Annotated in this window: 1 protein-coding gene; it reads right to left on the bottom strand. The window is 56.9% G+C overall.

What is annotated here, in order from left to right; genetic code table 11:
- A partial coding sequence (locus tag NX784_RS28730; protein WP_258820085.1) for a transposase occupies window positions 1–680 on the bottom strand: 680 nt, incomplete at both ends.

A 680-nucleotide genomic window follows, 5' to 3' on the forward strand; every position in this document is an offset into this window, starting at 1 on the left:
CCCGCTGGACAGCGGAACTCGTCCTTTTCGGCATCGTAGATGAAATCGGCCTTGTCGAACCTGCCGTCGGCCTTGGCGTTCGATGTCTTTGACTTCGGCACCAAGGCAGCAATGCCAGCTTCGTGGCAGGCCAGGATCTCTTCCCCTTTGAAATAGCCGCGGTCTGCAATCGCGGTCAGTGTCGACGTCCCGATTGCGGCGCGTGCTTTCTTGGCCATGCCGGACAATTGATCCCGATCGCTCCCGTTATTCGTTACGTCGTGCTCGACGATCAAATGATGCTTGGCGTCGACCGCGGTCTGCACGTTGTAGCCGACGATGCCTGAACCACGCGTCATCATCGAGCGGGCATCCGGATCCGTCAGTGAAATCTGCGTTTCGCCTGTCTTTTCCAGCTTCGCTTCGATTTCCTTGAGCGTGGCCATCTGCGATTTCAACGCGGCGATTTTATCGTTGAGACGCACGCTTTTCGCTTGCTTGGCAGCGGGCTCTTGTCGGTCGGCCGTGTCGAGTTCTGCCAAATAGCGAGTGATGTTGGCCTCGATCTCCTGCATCCTGCGCTTGAGCTTGGCATCAGTGAAATTGCGGTCGCTGCTGTTGACTGCCTTGAACTTGCTGCCATCAATGGCGACCACCGCATCCGAAAACAGATCCAACTGCTGGCACACCACAACGAACTG

This window comes from Massilia pinisoli (assembly GCF_024753285.1).
GTDB classification, from domain to species: Bacteria; Pseudomonadota; Gammaproteobacteria; order Burkholderiales; family Burkholderiaceae_D; genus Telluria; species Telluria pinisoli.